Origin of the sequence: Paenimyroides tangerinum (genome assembly GCF_003865405.1) — a bacterium.
GTDB lineage: Bacteria > Bacteroidota > Bacteroidia > Flavobacteriales > Flavobacteriaceae > Flavobacterium > Flavobacterium tangerinum.
In genome coordinates, this window is the sequence record NZ_RQVQ01000076.1 from 1 (window position 1) to 5,758 (window position 5,758).

Annotated in this window: 7 protein-coding genes and 1 pseudogene; 5 read left to right on the forward strand and 3 right to left on the reverse strand. The window is 29.6% G+C overall.

Going from position 1 to position 5,758, the window contains the following annotated elements:
* Window positions 1-804 precede the first annotated feature (804 nt).
* The 4 genes from EG240_RS15975 to EG240_RS15990 all read left to right on the forward strand — a co-directional run bounded on the left by EG240_RS15975 (window position 805) and on the right by EG240_RS15990 (window position 3,116).
* On the forward strand, window positions 805-1,110 hold the full coding sequence (locus EG240_RS15975; protein ID WP_125020331.1) for a plasmid mobilization protein: 306 nt from the start codon (window positions 805-807) through the stop codon (window positions 1,108-1,110).
* Complete coding sequence (locus tag EG240_RS15980; protein ID WP_125020332.1) at window positions 1,110-2,006, forward strand: relaxase/mobilization nuclease domain-containing protein; 897 nt, start codon at window positions 1,110-1,112, stop codon at window positions 2,004-2,006. Before EG240_RS15975 ends, EG240_RS15980 begins: the two co-directional genes overlap by 1 nt.
* A gap of 12 nt (window positions 2,007-2,018) precedes the next feature.
* A complete protein-coding gene (locus EG240_RS15985) occupies window positions 2,019-2,480 on the forward strand; it encodes a hypothetical protein (protein WP_125020333.1) in 462 nt (153 codons plus the stop codon).
* Window positions 2,481-2,591: 111 nt separating this feature from the next.
* A complete protein-coding gene (locus EG240_RS15990) occupies window positions 2,592-3,116 on the forward strand; it encodes a hypothetical protein (protein ID WP_125020334.1) in 525 nt (174 codons plus the stop codon).
* A gap of 353 nt (window positions 3,117-3,469) precedes the next feature.
* Here the strand turns inward: EG240_RS15990 and EG240_RS15995 are convergent.
* Window positions 3,470-3,688, reverse strand: a pseudogene (locus EG240_RS15995) (transposase); the annotation flags it as partial.
* A 194-nt stretch (window positions 3,689-3,882) separates the two neighbouring features.
* A complete protein-coding gene (locus tag EG240_RS16580) occupies window positions 3,883-4,023 on the reverse strand; it encodes a hypothetical protein (RefSeq protein ID WP_158612043.1) in 141 nt (46 codons plus the stop codon).
* Window positions 4,024-4,269: 246 nt separating this feature from the next.
* On the opposite strand from EG240_RS16580, the gene EG240_RS16000 reads away from it, so the two are divergent.
* A complete protein-coding gene (locus EG240_RS16000) occupies window positions 4,270-4,668 on the forward strand; it encodes a hypothetical protein (protein ID WP_125020335.1) in 399 nt (132 codons plus the stop codon).
* Between the two features lie 5 nt (window positions 4,669-4,673).
* On the opposite strand, the gene EG240_RS16005 is transcribed toward EG240_RS16000, so the two are convergent.
* Window positions 4,674-5,651: a replication initiation protein gene (locus EG240_RS16005; protein WP_125020336.1), complete on the reverse strand. Its 978-nt coding sequence runs from the start codon at window positions 5,649-5,651 to the stop codon at window positions 4,674-4,676.
* Between the last annotated feature and the right edge of the window lie 107 nt (window positions 5,652-5,758).

Below are 5,758 nucleotides of genomic sequence, written 5' to 3' on the forward strand. Positions count from 1 at the left end.
AAATTAAACACTTTCTACGAGTTATACAACAGTAACTCGTAGAAAGTATTCAATAACTCGTAGTTAAAGAGTTTTTAAGTATTCAATAACTCGTAGAAAGTATTCAATAACTCGTAGTTAGAAACTTTAAAATCTCTAAAACACATAGTAAAAACAAGGCATTTAAGAGATTTAGTTTTTGATTGATAACATTATTAATAACCTTTATTTAAATAATAACAAGAACATTGGTTTTTTACGATAAAATTAAGTCGATTTCGAAAGCTTGCTTCTTTGATAGAAAAGTCCGAAAAGGAAAAACAAAACAAATTGAAAAATGTAAACAAGGGGGGCGGAGAGATCGCTTGAAAACATCCTTTTTTTGCTTTATATCGCTTTATAATAGCTTTAGCTTGCTTTGGTTATTTTTTTAAACAAAACGCTTTAAAACGCTTTATTTTGGTTTTCATATTCTTTCTTGTCTCCAAAAATACCTTATCGGATTAGTGACAGCCTTTTGATAAGGTATTTTTGGAGAAGATAAAATTTATTTTCGCTATTTAATACCTTTTAGGTTCTATTAAGTTAGATAAGCTTGTCTAACTTTTGATTATAAATAGGTAAAAAAAGCAGAATTTTTGAGTAGATTTGTTATGTATGAGCGTTCATATAGGTCAAGATATGTTTTGTTCCGTACAAATAGTCCGCTTCACTACCTATTTTCGTACTTCACAAAACCCTCTTGCCCCTCCCGGAGGTCAGGGATAAAATCGCCCGTTGGTTGATTTTAAAAAAGGCGTTTTTTAGGTAAAAAAATCAAAGAATTTGGAAAAAATAAACCGAACCGAACGAATCGAAATTCGTTGCGATGTCTTCGAAAAAGAAGTTATAAAAATGAAAGCTGCAGAAAGCAATATGTCTGTTTCGGAATATATGTTGTATTGTGCAATGGGTCGACAACTACCCAAACCGATGAGCCCTGGAGAACTTGAAGCATTCAAAGAATTGCGTCAATTTCAAACCAATTTTGCAAGGATATCCAATTTCATTAAAAATTATAATGATGAAGGATTGAAAGCAGAAGTGCGTGAACTTCTTGAAAAAACCAAGAGCATAAAAATATTAAAATAATGGTAGGGTTAGCAAAGGCGACCAAAGGAAGTACACAAGCCATTGATTACATCATGAATGATAAAGGCGAAGCGATTGAACTTACACGAAATTATGTAATGGGGGAAAATGGGCAGGAAGTTCTAGCAGAGTTCCGAGAGGTTCAACGGCTAAATACTCGATGTGAGAACAACACCTACACATTTGTTTTATCTCCGGATGCTTCACAAGCTAAATTATCTCAAGAAGAATTATTGAAATTAACTCAAGATCATTTAAAAAATCTAGGTTTAGAAAACCATCAGTACATCGCCTATGTACATAATTCGACAAAATCCCAACACATACACATCATAGCCAATCGCATTGGATTTGATGGAAAGGCACATTCAGATAGTAACATTCATTTAAAAGCACATGAAAGCGCCGATAAATTAGCAAAAGAAAGAGGGTTTCATACAGCAAAAGAAATTACTCAAATGAAAAGAGCCATGACTTTAGATTTACGTAAAGAAATCAATCAAGCATACACCCAATGCAAAAATCAATCGGTATCGATGGACGATTTTGAAAGGCTAATGAGTGAAAAGGGATATGATGTAAAAATGAGCCTTAATAAGCAAGGAAAAATACAAGGCTTTCGAATTAATGAAAGGCAAACAGGGCAAAGTTTTAAAGCTTCTGAAATTAGTTCAAATGTGAGATTAGCTGATTTAAACAAGAGTATAGAAACTAATAAAAAAACAATTGAAGAAGCTAAAAAGATTCTTCAAAGTCCAAAAGTTGCAAACAAATTACCTACGGATTTAATGAAACAGATTCCTAAAAGTTTACCGATGCCTTTGAATGTTGCTATGGAAGTTATAAAAATAGCTAAAACGATTACAAAGGAAATATCTCGAGGTTACGGAATGTAAAAATACAATGAAATGGCAGTAGAAAGAATATCAAATGAAACCCTTAGTAAAACGTTAGTTGTCGTTGCTAAAAATTTAGAAAAAACTTTAAAAAATCACGAAACCAAACAAGAAAAAAATCAAGAAGAAATTGAAAAGATTGTAGCTAATGCCGTTTCGACGTTAAGGACTGAATCTGAAAAAATAAATTCATTTTCAGTTGATTTAAGGCCTCTTGATGATAAAATGAAGTCTTACTTAGAAGAAATAGACAACAGCGCTAATAAGCTTAAAAAAGCCGTAAATACACCTGTTTTAGACCTAAAGGTTTTAAGCTTTTTTGTTTTGGTTTTAATAACTTTTGCGACCTTTTTTTATTTTTCAAATGAGCAGTCTAAAGAATTAAAGAAAACTCAAAATGCAATGAATTATTATATTAATTTTATTAAGGCAGATAAAAAAAGAATGGAAGAATTTGAAGTGTGGAGGAAATAATAGAGACAGGTGTACCGTTTCTATAACTATAAACTTAGAGTACTTTTAAATATTAAATAAATTATTCTATTTTATTAATAGAAATAATTATTTTTGATAAAAAAATAAATTATGAGAACAAAAATTTTAAAAACATTAGGTTTATTTGTTTTAATTGTTACGTTATATTCTTGTAACGATGATAGTAATGAGATACTTGAAGACAACATTACGAATAAAAATGTTTTAGCAAAACCAATAAATATAATTGTATCATTAAAAAATCCTGAAGATGATAAACTGTATGAATTAACATTAATTGAAACAAACCCTTTAGTCATTAGGTCTGATTTTTTTAAAGTAAAAAAAACTAAAATTAAAGATAGTAAAGGTGAAATATTAAAAGAATCTGCATATGTTGTAGTTTTTGAAGACAGTATTGTTAAACCTCAAATAGTTAAATCTGACATTGTAGGATATGAGGTTATAGTTAGACCAGGTTATCAATTAGATACCTCTAGACCAGACAAAGAGTGCTGGATATATGGAACTTGGTATGAAGATACAGTCACAGGAGATAGCTTTTTTCTAGATGCTTCATATATAAGCCAAGGATTAAATAATGTTTGTTCAGAATTCGGTGGGAAATATGCGTAAAAGACTATTTTATTTTAATGTAATAATGTTATTCTTCTTAATGTCATGTAAAACGGAATCATATATGCATAATAAAAAAGATAATATTTTGAATAATTCTATATCACTAGAGGCATATGAATCTAGAGGCATGTCATACCCTAGATTAATTCCTAAATCTGACTCTATAAATATAACTATTTATGGTAATTTTCCACAAACAGTTATAGATTCTATCTTGAAAGCAAGACACAAATAAACAAAAACAATCTAATGATATAATTAATTTGATTGGATTAGCAAAAAAGAGGACCTAAATAGTCCTCTTTTTTGCTAATCCAACATGTTTTTTGATATAAATAATTTTCATGAAGGAAAGAGGACTTTATTTTCTTGGTTCCGTGACCATTGCGGTAATTACCGTTGGTGGTTTTTTGATGCTTTTCGTTATCTAAATGTGCATCTAGTTCGGCTTCGAGCATATGCTCAACAGCTTTTTTATGCAGTTCTTTAAAGAAAGATGTCAAATCTTCTCCACTCTTAAAGGACTTATAAAAATCCTTATTGTTCAATAATTCTTCTTTGTCAATCATAACTATGTAATGTTAAAAATAGTAAAAAGTTATTTCCGAAAAAATTATTTGAGCTTTGATAACTCATAATTTTTCAGAATAACTTTTCAACTTACACAGTTAGTGGGATACTACCTAATTATTCAAGAAAAGAAAAAGGGTACTGATGACTTTAGTCGCAGTGCCCTTTTTTTCTAGAACCTATTAGCTATTTTTTAATCATTAGGTTTGTGTTTGTGTGGTTTCAAGTCAGGATGTTTTGGTTTTACTTCTGGAGTTACACGTCTTCTTCTATCCGGAGTACCGTCTTCTTTTTTAGGTTTTGGTCCAGGCTTAATTGCTTCAATAGTAATCATTTTAATTGGTTATTAGTTAATAATAATTTTAGTATTTTGTTATATAAATATAAGAAAATTTAGTTTGGTAGAGATACAAAGTCATATTTCTAATACTTCATATAAAATCATTTCAGATATGATTCTTTGATTGGGCTTTAGAAGGACAATTAGATAATCTTAACAAGCTATATTTTATGTCTAGGCATAGGTTATTTGGCTTAGACTTTTGTTATATTTGTCTACTAGACAAATATAACTTGACTAATGAACTATATAGATATTAAAGAAGCTTCGGAAGCTACAGGCAAGAGTGAAAAAACGATAAGAAGATTGATAAATAAGACTGAAAGTAATGCTTTTGTAGACAAAAGCAACAGTAAGATAATCATCGATGTAAACTATTTATTTAGTGTGTATCCACCTATAAAAAAGGGTAAAAATGAGGTTAGACAAAGCTTGGACATGGGCAATAAAGAGTCTAGTCATATGGAACTAATCAATCTAAAAAATAAACTTGTCATTTATGAACAGGAACTTAAGCACAAAGAGTCTCTTTTAAATGAAAAAGATAATAGAATATTAGACTTGCAGAAAGCAATGCAATTATTGGAAGCACATAAAGAACAACAGCCAATAATAAAAAAACGTTGGTGGCAGTTTTAAAATAACTATTCCAACTGAGCTAATTGCTTTTTAATTGAATTTATAATCCAACCTTTAGGATTCTTTTTTGTAGATGCATTTACTCTTTGCTCTGATAAGAAATACAGCAAATCAAAATCTTTTGAATTTACAGCAGAAATAAATAACTCTCTGTTATTTTGAATTTCTTCTTCAGAGAAAACATAATTTTGTTTTAAATAATCAATAATTATTTTATCTAAATCAAAACGTAACGAAGTGCTTTTTTGTAGTTTTTTAGCTTCAATACTGCCATCTCTATTGCTAGGTTGATACACTGGATAAAATTTAATAGAAACAATTTTTCTACCTTGTTTTATCGGTATATATTCAAATGAATAAGGAGCAGATTTATCTAATTCTTTTTTTGCTGGAGTGACTACGTATTTAATAAAATCGGAAGGGCGATCTTGGTATTTATCTTCAATTTTAAACATTATTTTCAGCTTGTCTATTGAGTAAGAAATTGGTTTTTTTTGACCGCTTAGGAGTTCGTAGAAACGCATAGAATAAACACTTTCAAACTTCATAGCAGTAACTAATTCATACTTTGAAAAACCTTTTGAGAAATCTAAAAAAGCGCCAACTATTTTAGAATTAATTCTAAATGTCGTATTCTCTTCATATTTATCAATTTTAGGCTCAGAAATAACACTAATTAATTCCCAGGTTCTATCATCTTCATACTCAAAAAATTTCTTTGCAAGGCTACTCAATGCGGACTTTACTCTAGAATGGTTTTTATCTTCCTCACCGTTTAAAAACATAGAAATAGGCATAGTAACTATACTAACATCAAATAAATCCTTTGCTACATTTATCTTCTCATTTAGCTTCTCGCCTTTTGTAAGATGTTGAAAAAGTTCTATTAATCGATATAGAATGCGCTTTTCATAAACTGAATAATCATATTTAGCAGATGTGATTATATATGATTGTATTAAGTCTTTGTTATTTACTCTCATGTCGTTGCAATTTTAACTACGAGTTGATGAATACATTTATGGCTAAATTAAACACTTTCTACGAGTTATACAACAGTAACTCGTAGAAAGTATTCAATAACTCGTAG